Here is a 20,739-nt window from a genome sequence, read left to right as displayed (position 1 = left end):
TGGCATTATACCTGTACGTCCTGTTCCTTATCAAATGAAAGGTTCGTACTTAATGGGTACAACCTATGCATAAGCTGAAATAATTCGTATAATCAAATGAGAAAAAAAGCTTGATGCAGAGGTGAAGCAAATGGAAGCGAAATTTTGTATGTCATGCGGTCATGAGCTCGAAACCCGTGACGTTGACGGTACGATGAGGCGGGCTTGTACGAGCTGCAGCTTCGTTCATTGGGGAAATTATAGCATTGGTGTCGGAGCACTGGTCGTTAAGGATGAGAAAATTTTGCTCGTTCGCCGAGCGCAAGAGCCTGGAAAAGGAAAATGGACGAATCCTGGCGGCTATATCGAGCAGCTGGAAGCCATTCAAGACACGATTGAGCGAGAGGTTATGGAGGAGTGCGGCGTGCAAGCAATCGTTAAAAACGTCGTAGCACTGCGTGATCAGCCGAGAAATATACATAATCTGTACGTCGCATTTGAAATGGAATATGTGAGCGGAGAGCCTGCCCCGGATTTTGTGGAGGTTGACGCTGCCGGTTTCTTCACCTTGCAGGAGCTGGAATCAATGGATGTTGCCGGCTTTACACAGTGGCTGGTTGATGTTGCTTTCCATGGACAATCACAAGGACTTAAGATAGATAGGTCGCCTGTCGTGCCTTTGGACGGTTATGGATTATTTCGAGTATAAAATACAGCTATTAACCAGATGAAATGTTTATCCTATTATTTATAGTAGAGACCTTCCTTGCGGAAGGTCTCTTTTTTTGCAAATTAGAACACCCAGTATACCCAATACGATAATAGAATCAACGTGAATACAACGGTAATCGGAATGACGATTGAAGTTACCTTCAAATACTGAACCCAGCTAATTGGAACCCCGCCTTTACGTACGATATGCATCCACATAAGAGTTGCCAATGTACCAATTGGCAATAGGAGCGAACCAATGTCACTGCCGATGACACTAGCGAGATAAGCAATTTTTAACGTCAGAGGATCGAGGCCCATATTCATTAGTGTAATCGTACCGACCATAAGTGCGGGATGGTTGTTGAATAAATTGGAGAGTACGCTTAAAAGTCCGCCCATGAGAACGCTGGCGTGAAGCAGGCTTCCTGAGATGAGAGGCTGCATAAGATGAATAAGCCAATCCGTTAAACCAATGTTGTTAAGGCCATAAATGATTACATACATGCTGAAAGCGAATATGAGTATATACCAAGGTGTTTTTTTGAGCATGTCCGTCGGTGAAATTTTCAAGTGGTACCAACGCCAGCCTAGCAGAAGAGCAGACCCGATAACAGCCATTGCAGAGACGGGGAAGTGGATGTAGGAAGCTACAAAGAGGCTGATACGAACACAAAATACAAAAATAAGAATATTGCGCATGAAGCGGTTGCGGTTCTCTTTAGGCAAGGTTTCCTTTAGCGGATGGCTGCCGGGCATAAGATTCCACCTGGAAGCGGGAGGAAGTGTTTTTGGAAGTGTGCGATAGAAGACGGCAAACAGCAGGAGCGACAAGAGGACAAGTCCAAGCGAAGCGGGTACGAACATCATGGCGGTATGCATGTAGAGATCCATATGAACGATTTTTAACGCAATTAAATTGACGATATTGCTTACGCCGATAGGGGCACTAGATGCCGTTGCGATTAATGCGCCAGATAAGAGATAAGGTATTTTTTGATGTTTTTTTAATCCCATATTTTGCAGCAAGAGCAGTAATATGGGCGTTGTAATTAAGATGCTTCCGTCGTTGTTTACAAAAAGCGTCATGAGAAAGCAAAATAAGTTTGTTAGCCAAAACAAACGAATGCCGGAGCCGCGTGCTTTTTTGGTGAGCAGCTCGGCTGCCCAGTAGAAAAAACCGAAGCTTTCTAAAACAATGGCCATAACGATAGTAGCAATAATGGTGACCGCAGCCCCGCTTATCGTTTCGGTTATTTGACCGAGATCGGAAAGCGAGACGCTTCCGCTAAGAAGAACGACTGCAGCTCCGATTGTTGCGGGTATCGCTTCATTGACCTGCGGTCGCCAGAAGATGAAGCTGATTGTTAGAAGGAACGCGGAAATGGTCATAATGATCATTAAGTCATGCATGCTTTAACCTCTTTTCAGTTTTGAACCCTTTTTTTGCTTTATTGCGCAGCACTCCTTTTCTAGATTGAACCTTAGGCTACTTGGAAAACTAGCATTCTAGCAAAACTAGAGATCCTCCTTTCTCTTATTTATTTTGTATCTATGTAGTGTAAGTATACGTACATGATAGAGTGTTCGTACTGGTCAATATCCCTATCTCTATCAAAATCTGCTAGTATCAATTGAAGATATTTGCCCCATAATGATAGATAGCTTCTATGGATTAAAGCCCAAAAAACCCTCCTAACGATGGTCGTTTGGAGGGTTTTTAGTCGCTCTTCCATACTTGCTTAAAATATTGAGTAGGAGAGAGGCCGACATATTTTTTGAATACTTTGCTGAAATGATAGGGATCGTTGATCCCGACGAGATAACCGATTTCTCCTATGCTGAGCGGCGTCGTTTCAATTAATTGTTTCGCTTGGTTTACTCGAACCGCGTTGATGTACCGAATGATCGATTGGCCGGTAACGAGCTTAAAGGCACGGTTTAAGTAATCATAGTTGCCTTCAAATGCAAGCTCAATGTCTTTGCCGGTTATTTTGCTCTGATAGTTTTGATGAATATAATCGAGTAGCGCGTTAACCTTAACAACCGACTTCGAATGAATTCGGTCGTTGCGCTTCAGCTCATCCATAAAATATTCGCGTGAGAGCTCAACGAGCCATTGCATAAATCGAAAAGCAGTTAGGCTTCTATTGTAATACCTGCACATATAAAGCTTTTGCATTTCATTTAATGCATGCAGGATGAGATTAAATCTTGTTTTATCAGAAATCGTATGGTATTTGGGGAAGTAGCAGTGATTTGGATGGATTCCATTAACGGAAGGCTTATGCTCAATAAACGGAGACTGGTCATGCTCAACAATAAAGTAATTGGCTAAAGCCAGCATATCATCCCTATACACAGCTTTAATATCTGAATGCTCAAAGTGAATGTAATAGTAATCGCAAACATGCTTTGCCGTTCCTTCATGATTCAAATTGGGCTCAAGAATAAGCAAGTCACCTTTACGCAGAACATAATGATTTTTTTCCTCTTTAATATGGAGTTCTCCACTTCTGATGAAATAGAGCACATACTCATTTATATTTCGTTTGAAATGAATCCAAGGGCTTTTGTAAGCAATAAACCCCATAATTTTTATTCGAGGCACTAAATCCATGTTTATGGACAGCAATAGTTATGACCTCCTTCACTTCGCAAAAGTCGCTTTTGTACAAAAAGAGTCTAGATCGGACATTCCCGTTCATTCTAACACAAACTATACTGGGTTTGTAATTGAAGCCACTATAAGGATGGGATGAGGCATATGAAGAAGCTGAAAATAGGCGTTATTGGGCTTGGCGGCATTGCTAACTTTCATATTGAAGGCATCTTGGAAAGTGAACATGCTGAAATATGGTCGATATGTGATTGTAATGAGGAAGCGCTTTTGGCTAAAGGCAATGAACTGGGGATTCCGCTTGAGCGGCAGTATGTAAATCATTTGGATATGTTAAAGCAATCAGAGCTGGACGCTGTGACCATAGGCACACCAAACAGCAATCATTTTCAGATTGCGTATGACGCCATTATTCATCGCAAGCCATTTGCGCTTGAGAAGCCAATTGCCCTTGATGCAAGGGAAGCAGCAATTCTTAGACAGGAATTAGCGAATCATCCCATCCCTCATATGGTGTGTTTCACGTATCGTTATAAAACCGCGATTCGATATGCGAAGCAGCTGCTTGAGCAAGGCACGCTTGGCAAGATCAATCACGTATACAGCCAGTATTTGCAAAGCTGGGGTATTAATGAGGAAATTCCACTGCTCTGGCGATTCCGCAAGGATCTGTCAGGATCGGGTGCGCTCGGTGATTTAGGTTCTCATATTCTCGATCTTAAGCGCTTCCTTATCGGAGAAACCGTGAAGGTTATTGCTGATGCAGGAACGATTGTAAAAGAGCGGGACAACCTAAATGGAGAGGGCAAAGGCGAGGTGGATGTTGATGATTTCTGTCATGTGCTTGCCCGTTTCGAAGATGGCGGCTCCTCTACGATGAACATATCCCGTTTCGCTTTTGGCCGTGGCAATTACCAACGGATCGAGATTTACGGTACGCAAGGAGCGCTCATCTACAACCTTGAAGAAGAGGATAGCCTTGAAATCAAGCTTGGAGAGGATAAGCAATTCCGTAAAATCGATATTCCAAATTCGTTAGCAGCAAATCAAATGCAGTCCTTCTTTAATTTGCTGAACGGCAAGCAAGATGGTCTCGACGCAACAATTGAGGATGGTTATATCAATCAGCTGACTCTGGATTCTATTCTCCTATCCACCCAGGAAGAGCGCTGGATTACGATAACACAGGAGGCTTCTAACAATGGCTAATATAAAAGTAACTGTCTGGAATGAATATCGGCATGAGAAGCAAAATGAACAGGTAGCAAGCATCTATCCCGAAGGGATTCATAACGCAATTGGCGGCTACTTGAAAACAGTGGATGGCTTTGAAGTAAAGACAGCGGTTCTCGATGAGCCTGAACATGGGCTAAGCGATGATGTGCTGTATCATACGGATGTGCTCATCTGGTGGGGACATCTCGCTCATGCTGAGGTGCGGGATGATATTGTCGAGAAGGTGCGCGCACGCGTCATGGAGGGCATGGGGTTAATCGTTCTTCATTCTGGCCATGGCTCCAAAATATTTGAGCGTTTGTTAGGCACTAAAACAGGAGATCTCAAATGGCGCGATGATGGCGAGAAAGAGCGGGTTTGGGTTATCGAGCACGGCCATCCGATTGCGGACGGCTTAAATGATTATATTGAAATTCCGAAGGAAGAAATGTACGGGGAGCGCTTTGACATACCCGCACCGGATGAGCTCGTATTTATTTCCTGGTTCGAGGGGGGAGAGGTATTTCGAAGCGGCTGCTGCTACCGAAGAGGAAAAGGCAAGTTGTTTTATTTCCAGCCTGGACATGAAACATTCCCGATCTACCATCATCCAGATGTGCTGAGAGTCATTGCGAATGGCGTACGATGGGCGGCTCCTGTTCAAGGCGCAAGCATATCGTTAGGACGTGTTGCTCCGCTCGAGCCAATTGGAAAGTAAATGGTGAAGGTGTCTTATCTTTCTGTTTAGACAGAAAGATAAGACACCTTCTTTATTTTTCTAAAAAAGAGGCATTTAAAACGGAGTGAAATACGACACCTTTTCCGCAATGAAAACGGTTTCTAGCGAAGAATGATCTAAGCATAATGAAGGAGAAGCATAAATATGAGGAGGGTCAATCCTATGAAATGGTACAAAACAATTTCGTACGGGGTACTAGCGGCGGTAATGGCTTTTACGATTACGGCGTGTGGAAACGGAAATAACGCACCTGCCAATAGCGGAGGAAATGCTCCGAAAAATGAAAGCGGTAACGCTCCGGCAGCGGGTGGCAAAAAAGTTACTATTGAATACTGGCATACCTATAGCGATCAAGAAGAGAAGGTGCTCACGGAAAATATTAAGCCGCTCTTTGAGAAAGAAAACCCGGGTATCGAGCTCAAGCTGACAAGAATGCCATACGAGGGCTTGAAAGAGCAGGTTATTGCCGGAGTAGCGGGCGATGCAGCACCTGACCTCATGCGAATGGATATTATTTGGGTTCCTGAATTTGCCAAGATGGGAGCGCTGCAAGATATAAGCAAGAACGAGGGTTTTGATGCATTAAAAGCAAATACGTTCGAAGCGCCTATGGAAACGAATGCCTATAACGGCGGCTACTATGGCGTTCCAGTAAACACAAATACAAAAATTGCTATCTACAATAAAGCGGTTTTGGATGAAATCGGCGTAAAAGAAGCTCCTGCGACAATGGATGAGTTCGTTGCAGCAGCCAAGCTTGCGGTCGCAAAAGGCAAACCGGGCGGTATTGCCATCGGCGGAGCGAACGTATGGGCAGCATCGCCTTACTTCTGGAGCCTTGGCGGTTCATTGACGAACGAGGACTATACAAAGGTTGAAGGCTACTTGAATAGCCCGGAGAGCGTAAAAGCGCTCGAAACGATTGTACAGTGGAATAAAGACGGGCTCGTAACGCCTACGATTCTTGGCGGCGAGCCAGGCGCATGGGACGGTATGAAAAACAATGATTATATGATGATTGATGACGGCCCTTGGTTTTACAGCATTCTGATGAACGAAGCAGAATCGAAATTCAAACCGCTGGAGCAAACGGTTCGCGGCTTGATTCCTGCTGGTGCAGGCGGCAGCCGATCTGTTGTAGGCGGCGAGGATCTTGTTATCTTTGCAAACTCAAAGCATCCGCAAGAGGCGTGGACATTTGCAAAATGGATGCTTGGCGACGAGCCGCAAAAGATCATGAGCAAGCTTGGTCTTATCCCTACAAACAAAACGGCAGCAAACGATCCGGCATTTCTTGAGCAGCCATTCGTTACAGAATACGTGAAGCAGCTTGAAACTGCACTGCCGCGCACACCGATTCCACAATACGGCGAAATGGAAGGAATCGTTAATCTTGCTTTTGAGAAAGCGGTCCGTGGAGAGCTTAAACCAAAAGAAGCGCTCGATGAGGCAGCGAAAAACATTGAAGCTATTTTGAAGAAATAAGTGAAATGCTAGAGCCTTCATCTACTGCAAAGGTAGATGAAGGCTCTAGTGAGATGAAGGATAGGGAAGGAGCATCAATATGTCTATACCAGTGATGGGGCAGCCGAAACAAGAGCAGCGAATTCCGGCAGGCGTAAAGTTAAAAAAGGGCATTCAGCAGTGGATAAAGGTTATGCCTTATATCTTTCTTGGTGTTTTAGGAACAGCCGTATTTGTTATTTATCCGATGATCAAAAACATAATTATAAGCTTCCAGGAATACAGCATTATGCCTAATGCAGAAAATCCATTCATTGGCTTTGCAAACTACGTATCCGCATTTACGGATCCGAACAATAAAGTGTTAATGGCAATCCGAAATACGTTTCTGAACGTCGCGGTAACGGTACCCATTAACTGGTTTCTTGCCATCGTGTTTGCGGTCTTAATTAATATCCACTTCGTTAGGCATAAGATTGTGTTCCGTACGATTTATTATTTGCCCATCATCACGTCTTGGATCGTGGTCGCGTTCTTGTTCCGCTTCTTGTTCGCTGGCGGTGAATATGGCTTGATCAACTATATCTTTTATAAGCAGCTTGGCATATTCCATGAACCAATTAATTTTTTATCAAATTATTGGACGGCTATGATTGTCATCTGGTTGTTTCATATTTGGAAAACGGTTGGTTGGGGCGTAGTTATTTATTTGGCGGCCTTGCAGGGCATTTCGAAGGAATATTATGAAGCGGCGCAAATTGACGGCGCTAACGGAATGAAGCAGTTCTGGAGCATTACGGTCCCGATGTTAGGTCCTGTCACCGCATTCGTTCTTATTAACCTAATTAATGGCGCATTCAACTTCTTTCCACAAGTGTACTTTATTACGCGCGGCGGTCCGATGGATCAGACACAGACGCTGCCAAGCCTTATGTACATGCAAGCATTTAAGAACTTTAACTTTGGTTATGCATCTGCGGTAGCCGTCATGATGGGGATTGCAGTGTTTTTACTCACCTATTCTCAGATGAAAAAATTCGGCAATCAGCGGTTTTTGTAGGAGGGAGAAGAAATGAAAAGTAAATGGCATATTCAGCTTCTAGTTTACAGCATTATCGTGCTTGGAGCTTTGGCTTTTCTATTTCCCTTCGTATATATGATTATGACGAGCTTCATAAAAGGGGCATACTCGCTGCCGCGGCCTAAGGAAGTATTCTCTGTCATCCCAAACCTATATAACTATCAGCTAGTATGGAGCAAAAATAATTTTGCAAGGTATTTCCTGAACAGCTCGCTCGTTACCATCGTGTCTATGACAGGAAGTTTGTTTCTCGGCTGTTTAACCGCCTACGGGTTTGCGAGATTTACGTTTCCGGGCAAAGAGTTTCTATTCCGAATGTTTCTTCTGACCATGATGATTCCCGGAGTGATCAACATTATTCCACAGTTTCTAATTATCAAATCATTTGGTTTGGTTAACACTTACTGGGGGCTATGGTTAATTTATATCGGCGGCGGTGTTGTTGGCAGCACGTTCTTCTTGCGCGGATTCTTTCAAAGCATTCCGAAGGAGTACGAGGAGTCCGTGTTGATCGATGGCGGTGGCAGCTGGCGCATTTTCTGGAATATTTACCTGCCTCAGTCGATGCCGGCGATTGCGACGCTTGCAGTTCTTTCCTTTCAAGGCACATGGGAGGAGTATTTCACGGCTCTAGTCATTATTAAGGATGAAGCGCTTCGGACGCTGCCAATTGCACTGCTGATGTTCAACGATAAATATGCGACAAACTATTCATGGGTATTTGCTGCTTCCATTATAGCGCTCATTCCTACGATAATCCTTTATATTATTTTCCAAAAAAGATTCGTACAGGGTGGATTTAACGAAGGCGGAGTGAAGGGTTAAATCTAAAAACAGGAGCTATCAAATGAAACGGAAAAGAAATCGAAATAGAATAAGTTCATCAGTCATTGTTGTCATTACCTCTTTTATGATCCTTGCTTCCGGCTGCAGCGAGCAGAAGGAAATAAAGGCGGAGCTTGTGAATAGCCAAGGTATAATAAGTCGCTTGTCGACCGACAAATCGGTTTATCGTCCCGGCGACAACGTTCATTTTACGTTGGATTTGGCTAAAACGGAGTCAAAAGCGAAGGTGATTGTCCAGTATCGTCATCTAGGGGAGAAGACCGCTGAGCAAGAAGTCAAGGTGGACGGCAATTCATTGGAATGGGATTGGACGCCTCCAAAGGAAGATGGCCGAGGTTATATGGCTGAGGTTTTCTTTGTAACGAAGGAAGAAGTGAAGGATCATCAGAACATCGCAGTTGACGTGTCCACAGACTGGAGCAAATTTCCTCGTTATGGTTATTTGGCGGACTTCCACAGCATGAATGGGGAAGAGATGGCAACAGTAATCGAACGTCTGAATCGGTTCCATATTAACGGCGTTCAGTTTTATGATTGGCAGTATAAACATCATCAGCCTATGAAGCTGGAAGGCAATCAACCGGCGTCGGAATGGCCGGATATTGCAAACAGGCCTGTCGCCTTGGATACAATTAAAGGCTATATTGACCTTGCGCACAGCAAAAATATGAAGGCGATGAACTACAATTTATTGTTCGGGGCATATGAGGGGGCAGATGAGGACGGCGTTAAAAAAGCGTGGGCGCTGTACAAAGATCCTTCGCAAGCGAATCAGGATAAGCATCCATTGCCAGACAGCTGGGCCAGCGACATTATGCTCTATGACCCAAACAACGTGGAGTGGCAAAACTATCTGATCGATAAAGAAATTGAAGTATTTAACCAATTGAAATTCGATGGCTGGCATGTTGATCAGTTAGGCGATCGTGGAGCGCTTTGGAATGCCAAAGGAGAAAGTGTAAAGCTGGCGCTTGGCTATGTATCATTCCTAAAAGCAGCTAAGGAGAAGCTGGATGTCGACTATGTAATGAACGCTGTCGGACAGTATGGGCAAGCCTTTATGGCTCCTCAAGCACCTCTCTCATTCCTATATACCGAAGTATGGGACGGGCATCCGAAGTATGGCAACCTGAAGGGGATTATCGATCAAAACAACCAGTTTAGCAAAAATAAGCTAAACACGGTGCTTGCTGCTTATATGAACTATGATTTGGCAAACGCGAGCGGGGAATTTAATACGCCAGGCGTTCTGCTTACAGATGCAGTCATCTTCGCATCCGGCGGATCCCATCTGGAGCTTGGGGAAAATATGCTGGCCAAAGAGTATTTCCCTAATCGAAATCTCTCCATTCCAGCTGAGCTGGAAGAGCAGCTTATTCGCTATTACGATTTCCTTGTCGCTTATCAGAACATTTTGCGAGATGGAGTAGAGGAATCTGAACTAATCGTATCAAGTACAGGGGACACAAGTGTTTCCGCTGCTCCAGAGCAAGGCAAAATATGGTCCTTTGGGAAGCAGAAAAGCGGAAGCGACATCGTTCACTTCATTAACTTCACTGATGCTAAAACCATGGTGTGGAATGACAGCAAGGGCGAGCAAGCTGTGCCTATTGAGCGTAAAGAAATAGACATTTCCATTGAGACAGAGCGTGAAGTTGCAAGTATCCTATTCGCCTCACCAGACTATTATCAAGGATCACCTATTAAGCTGAGCTTCAAGCAGCAAGAAGGCAAGGTTACACTTAAGCTTCCAGTCCTGAAATACTGGGATCTACTAACCATTAATTACAAGTGAGGTTGCAATAGCAGGCATAAACAAGCGATACGAAAGATAGTTTTCGTGCGCTTTGTTTTGTTCACTGGTATGAAAGCGCTTGCCGATATAAAAGTAATGCATGGGAATGAATGGAGCGAAGCCAGCATAGCTGCGCTCCTCTACTATAAAACCTTCTATTTTAATCGTGTTGAATTAGGTAAACTAGGAGTATCTTCTTTAACAAGGTGGGCAGCTTATGGCGCGCTTCGAGAAAATAACGAACCGATTTGCTTCAAAAATGATTTTAGCGTTTTTACTCATTATTTTGATTCCGACCACTTTATCGGGTTTCTCTTTCTATTTGGAATCTTCCGCGCTTGTAAAACGAAATGTTAGAGCATCTACCGTCCAGGTTACCAAGCAAACCGCAGATGCCTTGTCTTCTATTTTCAACGCGGGAAGCGACACATCCGATTTAATATACAGTGATTTGAAGGTGCAAAAATCAGCGATGCAATATACCTTGAGTCCGCTTAGCGAGCAGATCGAGATGACGCAATCATTAAATACGCTGCTTAATAACGTCGTTTATTCAAGCTCATTTGTAAGAATTGTTTATATCATTAAAAGTGGGGGCATCGGTTGGGGGAGCGGCACATTTTCTACACCCAAACTGCGAAAGGTTGACTTGAATCATCAAGAGTGGGTAGCGGAGTCGAAAAAGCAGGATGGCGGGTTCGTATGGCAGCCGATGCGGAAGGATCCTTTTAGCGGCGGCGGGGAAAATACTGATCTTGTTCTCCCGATCAGCCGTGCGTTAAAAGACTTTGAATCGCTTCAGCAAATCGGCCTGCTGGTCGTTAATTTAAATGGCGAGGCCATTATTAATACGATTAAGCAAGTGAAGCTGGGGGAAACCGGACGTTATATGGTCGTTAACCCCAAAGGTGAAATTATGATCGATGCGGATCTTTCACGAATTGGTCAGATTGTGGAGGATGCCAAACTGCATGAGTTGATTGTACATAATGATGCAGTTGAATTCGAGTACGCCAATAAGGGCGTCCATTATTATGGCGTAAAACAGCTGCTAAGCAATGGTTGGCTGCTGGTTGGCACAGTTCCTACGCTTGAAATAACGGGGGCGCTGGATAAGCTGCATACACGTATTTTAATAACCTCAGCATGCTTCGCTTTGCTTGCGGTGCTCGTTGGTCTTCTCATCGCGAAGAAGGTTACGAAACCTATCAAGCAATTAACGTTAGAGATGAGGAGAGTTCAGCAGGGAGATCTATCTGTTCGAACAGTGTTAACGTCTACAGACGAGATTGGGCTCATGAGTAGGCATTTTAATAAAATGCTGGATGAAATTGAACAGCTGATGCTACGAGTGGAGCAGGAGCAAAACGAGAAGCTTGAGGCCGAGGTGCGTGCGGTCACTTACCGGATTCATCCGCATTTTCTCTACAATACGCTTAGTACGCTCAGATGGCTGATTCGAGCAGGAGAGATGGAGCGAGCCGATCAAGGGCTAGCGGCTCTAACTAGACTGCTTCAAGCGAATATGGGCAAGAACGGGCAAATGATTACACTTGCGGAAGAGCTGGAGATCATTCAGAAATATATCGTTATTTTAGAAATGCGGTATGAGCAAAAATATGCTTTGGCTATAGAGGTACAGCCTGGGGCGGATCAAGTGAAAATTCCAAGGATGCTGCTTCAGCCGCTCGTTGAGAATGCGATCTTCCACGGCTTCGTGCCGCTTAATCGCGGAGGAGATATTACGATTAAGGTGACAGAGCAGCAGGGAGAGCTGCGGATTGTGATCCATGATGATGGCTCAGGAATATCAGAAGAGAAGCTGAAACAATTGAATGCAAAGGAAGGTATGACGAAAGCAGGCATAGGAATGAAGCATGTTTATGATTCCTTAAGGCTTTATTATGGCGCAGGCTCGGGCATATCTGTTACGAGTGATATTGGACTCGGTACTCATATTCATATCGTCATCCGTTTATAAAGCTAAAGCTTCCGAGTTCAGATATTGCTGCCTACAACTTCGAGGAGGAAATGACGTGAACGATTATGTTTTGATTGTGGACGACGAGCCGATTATTCGAAACGGGCTTAAAAACTTCATAAGTTGGGATGAGCAAGGGCTGACCTTAGTAGGAGATTGTGCAAATGGCCTTGAAGCATTTGAACGGCTTCGATCTCAGCCTATTGATATTTTGATAACGGATATTAAGATGCCAGTTATGGATGGCCTGGAGCTAACGCGAAAGGCGCTGGAGGTTAATCCGCTAACCAAGGTTATCCTAATTAGCAGCTACAATGAATTCGAATATGTGCGTGAGGGGATGAAGCAGGGTGCTGTCGATTACTTGCTTAAGCCGTCACTGGAAGCGGAGGAACTCATTGCTGTACTCGTGCGATGTAAAGAAATGCTGCAGCAAAACCGCAGACAAGTCGTGCAAAATCAACAGTTCGATGAGCAATTGGTTTTCCTTGCAAGAAGACGCTCTGAGCAGGAAATCATACGCTTGCTCGCAACCAGCGAGTCTGAATTTAAATTAGTTGATCTTTTTGATCAGCCAAATGACCGCTACGTTTGTGCTTTTATTGTATCGGATGGTCTAAACGAGTGGCGGGAACGATATGGGGATTTGCATATTAGCATCATGTATGAGGATATGCAGGCTTTATTTTATGAGCAATTCCAGTATGGCAGTGCGCCGATTTTGACGGGAGAAGGTCTCTTTATGATCTTACCTCTTGTGGGGAATGCAGAAGGTGAGCTTGAAAGCTTCAAGAACCGGGTTGCTGCTGAACTATCGACCTCAATTTCTATTGGTTACTGTGTGGAGCAGGAAACAGAGCGGGTGGAAACAGGACTCAGAAAAAGCCGAGCTGCAGGGGAACGAAGATTTTTTGAAGGTACGGGCAAACTTTTTGCCTATAAACAAATACCGGATGAGAGCGAAGCGGGGTCTAATTATGAGGGAATGAACATGCAGGTTATGGTTGAGCAATTTCGCACCGAGGACCATACAAAAACAGTCATCGATCGCTTCGTTTCAAGCTGGACGAAGGGTGCTCAAACACCAGAGCACGTAAGAAAAGAAGCATATGAGCTGCTCTCCGCCTATGCTTTTGTGAACGGAGGCTCAAAAACGCTATCAGATTTCCGAGAACACATTTGGCGCTGTGAGACGGTTGTTCAGCTCGAATCGACTATCCGTCAATTGTTTGAGGAAATGGAGCATCCCAATCAGCTGAGGTTGGCTGATAAAGGCCATAGCGGACAGTTAATCACTAAAGCCATCGCCTACATTAAGCTCCATTACCGAGAAGATTTAACACTGCAACAAGTAGCGGATAACATACATGTAAGCAAAAGCTATTTTTCGAATTTGTTCAAAAAACAGGCAGGTCAAAATTTCATCGATTATTTAATCGATTTGAGGCTGCATGAAGCAAAACGGATGCTGGTTAAAAACGAGTACAAGATTTATGAGGTAGCTGAAAAATCCGGTTTTAACGATGTGAAATATTTTAGCAAGCTGTTTAAAAAGATGACTCAGATGACACCTGTAGAGTATCGAGATAAGCATCAACAATAGTTGATGGAGGAGATTGCCATGCTTATAAATAGGCTGATAATAATAGTGTGTTTACTTGCAATCAGCTCAGGCTGCAGCCAGCAGTCTATTCTTACAAATGACAGCAAGGTCGAGAAGTTAACAAATACTGAGAATACGGAAATCGAGTTCTGGCATACGTACAGTGATCAAGAGACTCGAATTTTGGAGGATATACTTATTCCTGCGTTTGAGGAGGCGTACCCCGCTATTCACGTCGTTCCTGTTCGGCAAAGCAACAATATGGAAATGAAATATACGCTCATCTCCAAGGCATCTTCCAATAGAGCGCCTGATGTAGTGCGTATGGATTTTGTATGGGTGCCTGAGTTTTCCCAAAGCGGATTGTTGCTCCCCCTGAGCGAATACGATGATTTTGGCAAAATAACGCAATCGCTGCAGAGCAATACAGGCTCAGCAGGTTATTATAAGGGTTCCTATTATTCTCTCCCCGTTAATATGAACACGAAAATTGCTATATTTAATCGGGCATTGCTGGAACAGGCTGGATTGTCGAAGCCGCCTGGAACTTTCCAGGAAGTGATTGATCTTGCTAAAAAACATCGATTCATGATTGGTATAGGGGGGCTTGAGTCGTGGAAGAGCTTGCCTTATATTTATGCGCTGGGCGGACGTATGACAGATGATTCATATTCGAAGGCATCCGGCTATTTGAATGGAGAAGCGACAATCAAGGCGGTTGAGCAGCTTTTATTGCTATATAAGGAGCAGTTGATTGATCGTACGGTTATTAACGGCGGCGGAGATAATTGGGAGGGGGTAAAGTCAGGGAAAATATTGGTCACAGATGATGGACCTTGGTTTTACAGCGTTTTTCAAGGCGAAGAGCTGGAGAGGGCGATCAACACAACAATAGCAGTTCCGTTTCCGCCGGTTTTTGGTCCTGCCTCCATATTGGGAGGAGAAGATTTAGTCATTATGAAGGGCTCGAAAATCCATTGCAGGCCTGGACATTTATGAAATGGATGGTCAATACGCAATCACAAATTGCAATGTCGCAAACAGGCATAATTCCGATTAACTTGAAGGCCAAAGAGATAAAGGCGCAGGGTGAATCCTTTATTCATCCGTACACGGAGGCGCTTGATCATACATTTCTTCGTCCGCCAGTGAAAAGGTATAGTCGAATTGACGCTACTTATATAAAATATATGACCAAAATTTTTCAAGAGGAACTTTCGGTTAAACAGGGATTAACGGAAGCAGCCGCTGAGATTGATCGTTTGTTAAAGCAGTAAAATAGATTGATCCTCTAGACGAGACATGTTGTATGCAAAAAAAGTAGGAATCTATTTGTGATTCCTACTTTTTTTATTTCGAAGCGGCAGCCTGCTCCTTAACGGAGCTGAGCCATGCACCTTTAATATGAATTGAATTCACATCACTCAATCATCAGAATTTCACGAATATCCTTTTCCGATAGAGAGGATAGAGCCTCCTGACCAGGCTGGATAACCTCGTCAATCAGGTTCATTTTCTTTTGCTGAAGCTCATACATTTTGTCCTCGACCGTGCCTTGCGTTACGAGCCGGATGACCTGTACGACGTTTTTCTGTCCAATGCGATGTGCACGATCGGCTGCTTGCTGCTCGACGGCGGGGTTCCACCAAAGGTCGTAGAGAATAACAGTGTCGGCACCCGTTAGGTTTAGTCCAGTGCCCCCTGCTTTTAACGAGAGCAGGAAGAGGTCGCGCTCACCGTCGTTGAATCGATTACAAAGCTCGACGCGCTCGGAGGCTTTAGTTTGCCCGTCCAAATAAAAATGAGTAATGCCTCGGTAACCCAGCTCCCGTGCGATTAGGCCGAGCATCTCTGTAAATTGTGAGAAGATGAGCAGCCGCTTGCCAGCACCCTGGCATTCCTCGATAATTTCGAGGAGCTGCTCAAATTTGGCGGAGCTTCCTCGGTAATCTTCTACGAATAAGGCAGGATGGCAGCAGAGCTGGCGAAGCCTTGTTATTCCAGCCAAAATTCGAATTCGATTTTGCTGGAAACTTTCATCGTTCAAATGCTTCACTGTCTCCTGCTGCAGCTTGGCTAGGAAGCCGACATACAGCTGTTTCTGCTCAGGCAGCAGCTCCGATGCTTGAATCGACTCGATTTTGTCAGGCAGCTCCTTCAGTACATCACTTTTCAGCCTGCGCAGCAAGAACGGACGAACCCGCTTGGCGACAGCTTCTCGCGATAGCTCATTGAAAGCTTGCTTGCTAGGAAATAACGCAGGGAAAACGGCTCCGAAAATAGACCATAGCTCCTCCAGCGTATTTTCCACGGGCGTGCCGGTCAATGCGAAGCGATACCCGGCATCAATAGCCTTAACGGCTTGCGCGGTTTGAGTCGTATGGTTTTTGAAATATTGCGCCTCGTCCAAAATCAACGTGTGGAAGCTTTGCTTCATATAATCTTTAATATCTTTGCGCAGCAAGGGATATGAAGTTATGATCACATCCGCCGAAGAATCGCCTGTCAGCACGCCGCTGCGCTCTGACTTGGTGCCATCGGCAATAACGGCGCGAACCTCTGGAGCGAATTTCTTCAGCTCATTCAGCCAGTTGTAGGCGAGCGAGGCGGGAGCGACGATTAACGCTGGCTGCTTTCGCCTCCGAATCTCAGGAAGTACGGAAACGACAAATGCGATGGCCTGCACTGTTTTTCCGAGTCCCATATCATCGGCAAGAATGCCGCCGAAATGATAATGGGCAAGCGTCTTCATCCATTGATAGCCATACTGTTGATAATCCCGCAGCACGTTCGCGAGATTGTCCGGTACAGGGAAATCCAAATTGTCGGGGTTACGCATGTTTTCCAGCAGCCGGCGGAACGATTTGCCAAATCTTACTGCATTTCCGTTCTCATGTGAACCAATGAGATGCAGGCCGCGGGCTGTAGGTATCCGAAATTCGGTTCCTTGAATATCGCTCTGGCGCAGGCCGACCTCATTTAAGAAATGGATGATTTCTTGAAACTCGGCGCCATCAAGCGGCAATAATGAGCCGTTTGGCAAGCGGTGGTATTTGCGCTGCACTTCAAGCGACTTCAGCAGGTTCCGAATTTCCGATTCAGGAATGCCGTCCATATCGAACTTGAATTCCAGCCAGTCTGTACGCTCATCTACATTAATCGTTACTTTTGGCGCTGCATGCTTAGTCACAATTCGCACTTTAACAGCAGAGGTAGCGTACACCGTCAGCAGCTTCTCAAGCCGCGGGATGATATGGTGCAGAAATTCGAATTCCGAATCTTCGTCCTCCATGAAATAGCCGCCCTCTGTTTTGGCAAAGGGAACCAGCTCCATCAGCTCGAGAATGAGCCGCTCTTGTTCTCCGTCCCGCATGAGAATGCGATCAGTACCGCGTGATTTCTCGCTTCCTTCTAAAGGATTAATAATAATGTCGCCATATTGGAACTCAAGCCCTGCGACCAGCCGATCTCTTACCCGGTCCAAGTAAAGCTTCGCTTTAAGCTGCGTTTGCAGCACGCGGTCAGATATTGATTCCGCAATTCCGACACTGCCCAGCTTCATTAGTCCCGGGATGACCCTTTCCATAAACGGCTCCATTTGCGCAGGGGCAATATGAATCTTTGGCTTGCGCGAAGTGTCGAGCAGCTGCTTCATCTCCATAAGCCGTGTGCAAGATTCCGGTTTCAGCTCAATCAGCTTGCCGTTTGTAATGACCAGCTCATAATCTTCCATAATGATGATCTGATCAAGTCCCTGAATATCCAATTGATAGCCGTCGCTTGTCGCTTGATCAAACGCAAAATGGAGCGGGAGCGCTTCGTCACTCCGTTCAATGCCATGAAACGTTTGATTGTTATAGAGCAGCTGTACGGTCGGTGCAGCAGTTAGCAGAGGAAGCGTCTTATCCCATGAGGAGGGAGGCACAAGCAGCATACGGTCTCCGCCGGCCGGAGCCTCTCTTAGAAATGAGCGGGACAGCGACTCCCTGAATATCTTCTCATTTCGGTAGATTTGAATAAGCCTCGCAAGCACCGCATCATTCTCCTGCTGAAAGCTGTGAACGGCTGGATCATAGGTGAAATGTTTCGAGAAGACGTAAGGCTCCCGCCGATCGACCTTTTCCAGAAATTCTCGTATTTGCTGTACGATATATAACCGTTTTGGGCCAACCTTAAGCTCAATGCCGAACATATGCTTTCGGAAGCCGTAGGGGAAAAGCTTAACAGAAATCTCTACTTCCAGAGTGGTGCGCATGTCCAAAAGCGACCGGCTTCCGCTTGTGCGAATCGGACGGTGGCTGAACAAGCCTAACATGCCGTTAGCCAGCCGAGTATCGGCTGCTTCTAACCCCGCATGCGCCGCATATCGATTACGGAGATGGGTTGTATCTGCTTCGTCATCATCGTAGTAAGGCCTATCCTCTGGATGAAGGAGTGAGGGGTAGATACGGGCAGGAGTATCATACTCATTTTGAAAATGATGAATTTGCAGCAGCGCCGCAGCTACATGCTGGCAATACTTATCGTAGGTGCTGAAAGCGAGACAGGAGCACTCCGCTTCGACGTCTCCATCCAGGTCAATATCAATCGTAACCTCATAGCGATGGTTGCCCATTACGATAGCTTTAAAGCTGCTTGCCTCAGGACCTTGGTCCGCAAGCGTAACTTTTCCATCTTTATAGTAGGCTTCGCCGCGTTCGTAGAAGATATCGCCGCATAGCAGCTTAATAACTCGCTCGGACAATCGTACGCTCATGGTATGGTTCCTTTCCGCTAGCGGAACGCTTGTTCCGATGTGTAAGTTAATTCTTATCATATCAGAATATGTACAGCAGGTCACAATTCAAAATGTGGGCATTGCGTTTCTGAAATACAAACCTAGCATGAAACAAGGTTAATGCTAGCTCTATTTTTAATGTGGTCTAGGCAGCTCTTACTGAAATCGAATGCAATCAACGGTATAATGTAGGAAGAGAAGCTAAGCTTGATTATGGGAAAAGGAGCTGGACAACCATGCATTACCGACGACTTGGAAATAGCGGCCTCAAAGTATCCGCGCTCGGTTTAGGTACCAACGCTTTTGGCAAACGCGCAGATTATGAGGCTTCAAAACAAATCATTCATAGCGCGATAGACAATGGAATCAACTTTATCGATACAGCCAACATCTATGCAGCCACCGAATCCGAAAAAATTATTGGGCAGGTGCTTGAGGGACAGCGTCAACATGTTGTTTTAGCTACAAAAGCAGGGCTAGTCCGGGGAGCAGGCGTAAATGAGCGCGGCTCGTCCAGATTTCATTTGCAGACGGAACTGGAACAGAGCTTAAAACGTCTAAAAACCGACTATATCGATCTATATCAAATTCATACGTTTGATCCTGAAACACCGCTTGAGGAAACACTTCGAGCACTAGAGGATATGGTAAGCTCTGGCAAGGTGCGCTACATTGGAGCTTCCAATTACTTTGCGTGGGAGCTGATGAAGGCGCTCGGAATCAGTGATCGACTTGGGATAAACCGCTTCGTATCGACACAAGTAAGCTACTCTTTAGCGGATCGAACGCCGGAAAACGAGCTGGTTCCGATGTGTCTAGACCAAGGCGTGGGCATCATTCCGTATTTCCCACTGGCTGGCGGCATTTTGTCAGGAAAATACAGCGCAGCGCAGCAAGCGCCAGAGGGCTCTCGCGCTCAGACCGACCCGAATTTCCAGCGCTTTATTGATACTAAAACCATTGCATTAGGCGAAAATGTAGCGGAGCTTGCGGGACAACTGGACTGTACGCCAAGCGTATTATCACTTGCGTGGCTTATGCATCAGCCTGTCGTATCTACAGTCATTGTGGGAGCGACAAAGGTGGAGCAGCTCAAAGAAAACTTGAAGAGTGTATCCTTGCAGCTGACCGCAGATACAGAAGAGGAATTGCAGAAGATTAGCCGCCCATTCCGTACGGGTGAACCTTTTGCATGGTATCGCTTGCCGTAGAGATAGACACAACGGGTACCCACACGCAAAACACTTTGAAAAAGGTGCATAGCTTGTGGGTGCTTTTTTGTATAGAAGCCTTGTTATTGTTGCATTCGTGGGCAAATTGTAGATGCGGCCTTGTTTCATCTCTAGCCGATTTGTTTTATAAGTTATTATCAAATAGGAGGAGAGTGAGAGGCATGACGGAGAAGCAAACCTATTATGTATCGATTTCTGGAAAGCGGGTCGAGCCTGAACCTTCCATCAATGATCAGTTAACGGTAACCGCAACGCAGGCGGAGATCAGTGAGCTTCAGCAGCTGCTCGACCAAATTCAGCGGGATGATGAGAAAACACAATTTCGCGCACCGATTCCTTATAAATCAGCTGATAATGACAAAGCAACCGACAAGTTTAATGAGGATATCATCAAGGTTTACGAAACCGTATATGTGTTAGGCACGGCAGAAACTAGAGATCATATTCGCCAAATGAATATTTTAAACAAGCTGCAAGACTCTGATTACGACTATCCCGGATACGAGCGATAAAACGGTAAGCGGTATACAGATAAGAGGCTGTCACTATGATATGCTCCCCAAATAGTAGACAGGTGAAATAATAAAAAACCTGTTGCTATGAGGGGAGCATTTTCATTTCTAAAATTAAATATTCCGCATCAGAGAAACGTACCATTATCGAAGAGATCAAAAGTGGCGAGCYTGGCTTTATGGC

General features: G+C 45.3%; 16 protein-coding genes. 13 read left to right on the top strand and 3 right to left on the bottom strand.

Annotated elements, in window-relative coordinates; genetic code table 11:
- The first annotated feature begins 130 nt into the window (after positions 1-130).
- On the top strand, positions 131-688 hold the full coding sequence (locus tag AB4Z45_RS29535; RefSeq protein WP_441912896.1) for an NUDIX domain-containing protein: 558 nt from the start codon (positions 131-133) through the stop codon (positions 686-688).
- 83 nt (positions 689-771) lie between these two features.
- Here the strand turns inward: AB4Z45_RS29535 and AB4Z45_RS29530 are convergent, their stop codons facing one another.
- Positions 772-2,103 carry an arsenic transporter gene (locus AB4Z45_RS29530; protein WP_441912895.1) on the bottom strand — a complete coding sequence of 444 codons (1,332 nt, stop codon included), beginning with the start codon at positions 2,101-2,103 and terminating at the stop codon, positions 772-774.
- Between the two features lie 307 nt (positions 2,104-2,410).
- Positions 2,411-3,325, bottom strand: coding sequence for a helix-turn-helix domain-containing protein (locus AB4Z45_RS29525; protein WP_441912894.1), 915 nt, complete (start codon positions 3,323-3,325; stop codon positions 2,411-2,413).
- 132 nt (positions 3,326-3,457) lie between these two features.
- Here AB4Z45_RS29525 and AB4Z45_RS29520 point away from each other — a divergent pair, with 132 nt between their 5' ends.
- From AB4Z45_RS29520 to AB4Z45_RS29475, 10 genes are all read left to right on the top strand, one after another.
- Positions 3,458-4,519, top strand: coding sequence for a Gfo/Idh/MocA family protein (locus AB4Z45_RS29520; RefSeq protein WP_441912893.1), 1,062 nt, complete (start codon positions 3,458-3,460; stop codon positions 4,517-4,519).
- Complete coding sequence (locus AB4Z45_RS29515; RefSeq protein ID WP_441912892.1) at positions 4,512-5,243, top strand: ThuA domain-containing protein; 732 nt, start codon at positions 4,512-4,514, stop codon at positions 5,241-5,243. The genes AB4Z45_RS29520 and AB4Z45_RS29515 overlap by 8 nt, the downstream gene beginning before the upstream one ends.
- Before the next feature lie 183 nt (positions 5,244-5,426).
- Positions 5,427-6,749, top strand: a complete 1,323-nt coding sequence (locus AB4Z45_RS29510) for an extracellular solute-binding protein (protein ID WP_441912891.1) — start codon at positions 5,427-5,429, stop codon at positions 6,747-6,749.
- A 79-nt stretch (positions 6,750-6,828) separates the two neighbouring features.
- On the top strand, positions 6,829-7,788 hold the full coding sequence (locus tag AB4Z45_RS29505) for a carbohydrate ABC transporter permease (RefSeq protein ID WP_441912890.1): 960 nt from the start codon (positions 6,829-6,831) through the stop codon (positions 7,786-7,788).
- 12 nt (positions 7,789-7,800) lie between these two features.
- Entirely contained in the window at positions 7,801-8,634 is an 834-nt protein-coding gene (locus tag AB4Z45_RS29500) for a carbohydrate ABC transporter permease (RefSeq protein WP_441912889.1), read from the top strand.
- 22 nt (positions 8,635-8,656) lie between these two features.
- Complete coding sequence (locus AB4Z45_RS29495) at positions 8,657-10,450, top strand: glycoside hydrolase family 66 protein (protein WP_441912888.1); 1,794 nt, start codon at positions 8,657-8,659, stop codon at positions 10,448-10,450.
- A gap of 217 nt (positions 10,451-10,667) precedes the next feature.
- Entirely contained in the window at positions 10,668-12,431 is a 1,764-nt protein-coding gene (locus AB4Z45_RS29490) for a cache domain-containing sensor histidine kinase (RefSeq protein ID WP_441912887.1), read from the top strand.
- Positions 12,432-12,486: 55 nt separating this feature from the next.
- Positions 12,487-14,034 (top strand): response regulator transcription factor, encoded by a 1,548-nt coding sequence (locus AB4Z45_RS29485; protein ID WP_441912886.1) that lies wholly within the window; start codon positions 12,487-12,489, stop codon positions 14,032-14,034.
- An 18-nt stretch (positions 14,035-14,052) separates the two neighbouring features.
- Positions 14,053-15,033: an extracellular solute-binding protein gene (locus AB4Z45_RS29480; RefSeq protein ID WP_441912885.1), complete on the top strand. Its 981-nt coding sequence runs from the start codon at positions 14,053-14,055 to the stop codon at positions 15,031-15,033.
- The gene (locus AB4Z45_RS29475; protein WP_441912884.1) at positions 15,030-15,311 is read left to right on the top strand and encodes a hypothetical protein; all 282 of its coding nucleotides are present in this window, start codon (positions 15,030-15,032) and stop codon (positions 15,309-15,311) included. The genes AB4Z45_RS29480 and AB4Z45_RS29475 overlap by 4 nt, the downstream gene beginning before the upstream one ends.
- 143 nt (positions 15,312-15,454) lie before the next feature.
- Here the strand turns inward: AB4Z45_RS29475 and AB4Z45_RS29470 are convergent, their stop codons facing one another.
- Positions 15,455-18,790 carry a DEAD/DEAH box helicase gene (locus AB4Z45_RS29470; RefSeq protein WP_441912883.1) on the bottom strand — a complete coding sequence of 1,112 codons (3,336 nt, stop codon included), beginning with the start codon at positions 18,788-18,790 and terminating at the stop codon, positions 15,455-15,457.
- A gap of 257 nt (positions 18,791-19,047) precedes the next feature.
- Between AB4Z45_RS29470 and AB4Z45_RS29465 the strand changes: the two genes are divergently transcribed.
- Positions 19,048-20,022 (top strand): aldo/keto reductase, encoded by a 975-nt coding sequence (locus AB4Z45_RS29465; protein ID WP_441912882.1) that lies wholly within the window; start codon positions 19,048-19,050, stop codon positions 20,020-20,022.
- A 182-nt stretch (positions 20,023-20,204) separates the two neighbouring features.
- The gene (locus AB4Z45_RS29460; protein WP_441912881.1) at positions 20,205-20,555 is read left to right on the top strand and encodes a hypothetical protein; all 351 of its coding nucleotides are present in this window, start codon (positions 20,205-20,207) and stop codon (positions 20,553-20,555) included.
- Positions 20,556-20,739: the final 184 nt, after the last annotated feature.

The sequence above is a fragment of the Paenibacillus sp. MCAF9 genome, assembly GCF_052114265.1.
GTDB lineage: Bacteria > Bacillota > Bacilli > Paenibacillales > Paenibacillaceae > Pristimantibacillus.
The sequence above is the reverse complement of the archived record's forward strand: the minus strand, read 5'-3'. Positions and strand labels throughout refer to the sequence as shown.